Here is a 3,526-nt window from a genome sequence, read left to right as displayed (position 1 = left end):
GGGGCAGTTTTGTATGGAGTGGAAAAGGGGATTAGTATTCGTATTCTTTAATTTCTTCTAGCTTACCTTCACTATTATATTCCTTTATAGTTTTAGGATAACCCTCTGGAGTATATTCATACTCATAACGATAAGTAGTTTTGTGAGTGTTGGTTTGTCCATTATATGAATATGTATAGGTTCTTTCCTTAGAGATAATATTATTTTTGCAAAAGTCGCTTTCATCATAAGTTTCTGGTTCGAGTGTTAAAGTATTCAAAGAATGAAGAGTCTTAGCATTGTCGTATTTAAAATTGGTTATAGTAGTACTTCCTTGAGGATGAGTTTCTTCTTTTGTTATAACATTACCATTAGAAAGAATATAGATGATTTTAGAATTTTTTATAGTGCTGGTTATTACGGCTTCTTGTGCATTCACATAATACTCTTTGATATTCACAGTAATGTTTGCATTAGTGTAATTGAAAGTATGAGTTTCATAACGTTTTTCCCCATTATTTAAACTTCCTTTATAGGTAAATTGTTTTAGTTTACCATTCTCGTATTTGTACTCTATAGTCCCATTCCCATTAAGTTTCATAGGGTAGGTAATTTCTTTTCGCTCTAAATTACCACTGCCGTCATAGAAGAAAGTTTCTGTTTTATTCTCTCTGTCAATAGAGCCGTCTTCTTGAGCTTCTTTTCTTTCTTGGATACGCCCTTGAGCATCATATTTAAGAGTAGTGATTTGGGTAGAGCCAGTTTGTACTCCGTCAATGAGTTCTCTCTCAGAAAAAGAGGTTATTTTTCCATTTTCATAGTGAGCTATAACTTCATAGGTGTGTTTTCCGTCTGGCTCAAAGGAAATCATTCGTTCAACTTTCATTGTAGGGGTTTGTGTGGTGCTTGTAACAGTAGTTGAGGTAGTACCACCATTACCATTGTTTCCACCACCGTTATTGTTGTTATCATCATCGTTTTTGCTACAAGCGGCTAATGTAGCGATAGCCAAAAGGCTTACTAAAAAATGCTTCATAATGCTATAAGATTTATAATTTTGGGGCAAAGATAGTAAAAAATTACGAATTACGAATGACGAGAGACGAATGACGAGTTACGAAGTTGTAGTACGACGGGCAATAAAGTATAGTGACGAATGACGAGTGACGAGTGACGAATGACAAAAAGAGGGTGTTCCAAAAATTCTATATTGAGGGGGCGTTTGCAAAACGCCCCTACACAACGCACTCTAAAAGTGTTTGATTATCAATTTTATAGAATATACTAAAGTTTCTTACCTTTGCAGCTCGCATCTTTGGCAAAGTGTAGGGATAAAAAAACTGCCCGCGGAGATGGGGCAGTTTTGTATAGAGTGGAAAAGGGGATTAATATTCGTATTCAATAGTGCTATTAAATTCTCTTACGCCGTTTTCTTCTGTATACAGTTTTACTATCGTTGGGTAGCCATCAGCATTATAAGTGTGGTCACTAGTGCGAATAAAAACAATTTTTCTGCTGCCTGATTTCTCTGTATAGTTATATTTTTCTTTTATAACATTGTTTTTTCCATTATAGGCTTCAAGAGTTTTTGTAGGGTCAGGATTGAATATTCCGATCATCTCATAACGAGGGTTGTGCTTGGTGTCATAAGTATATTCTCTTGTAGTGGTAGAATATTCAGTTTCTTCTACTTTTTTCACTACATTACCTCCAGAAAGGGTATAAGTTATAGTTTGAGTACCATTAGAAGAAACAGTGTTAGTTACTACCACACCATTAAGGTCTTTTTCATATCCAGTTTCTACTTCAATTACTGTATTGCCATTATAGGTGAATTGTCTCTCGGTATAACGTGTGCCACTTTGGGTGTCACCACTTTTAAGATAAATAGTGGTAGGATAGCTTTTTAATACAGTAGTAACCTGATTATTTGTGTAAGAATACTCATACGTGGTAGTATAGTCATTTCTTTCGCGTTTTTCAGTTGAACGAGAAAGCTTTCCATTTTCATAAAAGTAGTTTTCCTCGAAGCTTTTCCTTCCAGCATTTTCTGTTTTTACTTTTTTTACTAAATTACCTTCGTAGTGAATAGTAGTAACTTGAGTAGTACCTGTTTGTACACCATCTTTGTAATAAGAGGAATGTTGTGAAATAGGTCGTCCTCCTTGAAAAGTAAAGGTTATCACCTCTTCAAGATTTCCATTTTTGTTTTTTGCTGTAATTTTCTTAACCAGATGGTTTGCTGAATCACTGCCATTGTCGTCGTTTTTGCAACATCCTATAAGTGTAGCCACTGCCAAAAGGCTGAATAAAATTTTCTTCATAATGCTATAAGTATTTAAATTTTGGGGCAAAGATAGTAAAAAATTACGAAGTCGTAGCACGACGGGCAATTAAAAAAAACTGTTCCAAAAATTCTATATTGAGGGGGCGTTTGCAAAACGCCCCTACAAAATGATTAAAAGTGATTGATTATCAGATTTATAGAATATGCCAATTTTTTTTGCCCGTGCGGCTCGCACCTTTGATAAAGTGTAGGGATAAAAAAACTGCCCGCGGAGATGGGGCAGTTTTGTATGGAGTGGAAAAGGGGATTAATACTCGTATTCTTTAGTACCTCGAAACTCTCTTGCACCATTTCCTTTTTCCTTATATTGTTTTACTACGGTTGGGTAACCATTAGCATTATAAGTGTACTCAAAGATGCTAAGAGTTTCGTTTTTTGTGCCATTGTGCTCACGAGTATTTTTATAAGTTAAGATATTGTTCTTCCCATTATCAACTTCAAGAAAATTTGTCGGGTCTGGATCTACAAAATTAGTTATATAGTGTAATGGATTAGACTTAGTATCATAAGTGTATTCTTCTACAGAGTTAGAATAAGAATTTTCTTCTACTTCCTTCACAACATTTCCACCAGAAAGAGTATAAGTTATAGTGTTAGTGCCATAAGAAGTATCAGTTACCACTGCACCATTAAGGTCTTTTTCATATTGAGTTGTTACTTCAATTACTGTATTACCTCTGTAGGTAAATTGTCTTTCTTCATAATAAGTACCACTTTGGACATTTCCATTTACATAAATAGTAGTAGGACGGCTTTTCAATACATTGGTAAGCTGATTTCCTGCATAAGAATACTGATACGTAGTAGTATAGTTATTCCTTTCATACTTCTCTGTTTTAGTAGCTACCTTTCCATCTTTATACGTGAAGTTTTGCTCAGAGTTATCTCTTCTTGCATTTTCTACTTTTATCCGTTTAACAAAATTTCCTTCATAACTGATATTGGTAATAACAGTAGTACCTGTCTGCACACCATTGTCATATTTAGTATAAGAGTGTGATATAGGGCGTCCTCCCTCATAAGTAAGTGTTATTACCTCTTCGAGGTTTCCATCCTTGTTCTTGGTAGTAATTTTCTTAACCAGATGGTTTGCTGAATCACTGCCATTGTCGTCGTTTTTGCAACATCCTATAAGTGTAGCCACTGCCAAAAGGCTGAATAAAATTTTCTTCATAATGCTATAAGTATTTAAATTTTGGG

3 protein-coding genes are annotated in these 3,526 nt (G+C 34.8%); all 3 read right to left on the bottom strand.

Translation table 11 applies throughout. The features are described from left to right. Positions 1-31: 31 nt before the first annotated feature. Positions 32-1,015 carry a hypothetical protein gene (locus tag HMPREF9073_RS04540; protein ID WP_009412834.1) on the bottom strand — a complete coding sequence of 328 codons (984 nt, stop codon included), beginning with the start codon at positions 1,013-1,015 and terminating at the stop codon, positions 32-34. Between the two features lie 349 nt (positions 1,016-1,364). Then, on the bottom strand, positions 1,365-2,303 hold the full coding sequence (locus HMPREF9073_RS04535; protein ID WP_009412833.1) for a hypothetical protein: 939 nt from the start codon (positions 2,301-2,303) through the stop codon (positions 1,365-1,367). Between the two features lie 270 nt (positions 2,304-2,573). After that, the gene (locus tag HMPREF9073_RS04530) at positions 2,574-3,500 is read right to left on the bottom strand and encodes a hypothetical protein (RefSeq protein ID WP_034555396.1); all 927 of its coding nucleotides are present in this window, start codon (positions 3,498-3,500) and stop codon (positions 2,574-2,576) included. Between the last annotated feature and the right edge of the window lie 26 nt (positions 3,501-3,526).

This window comes from Capnocytophaga sp. oral taxon 326 str. F0382 (genome assembly GCF_000318295.1).
In the GTDB taxonomy this organism is placed as follows: domain Bacteria; phylum Bacteroidota; class Bacteroidia; order Flavobacteriales; family Flavobacteriaceae; genus Capnocytophaga; species Capnocytophaga periodontitidis.
This window is presented reverse-complemented; position numbering and strand designations above follow the sequence as displayed.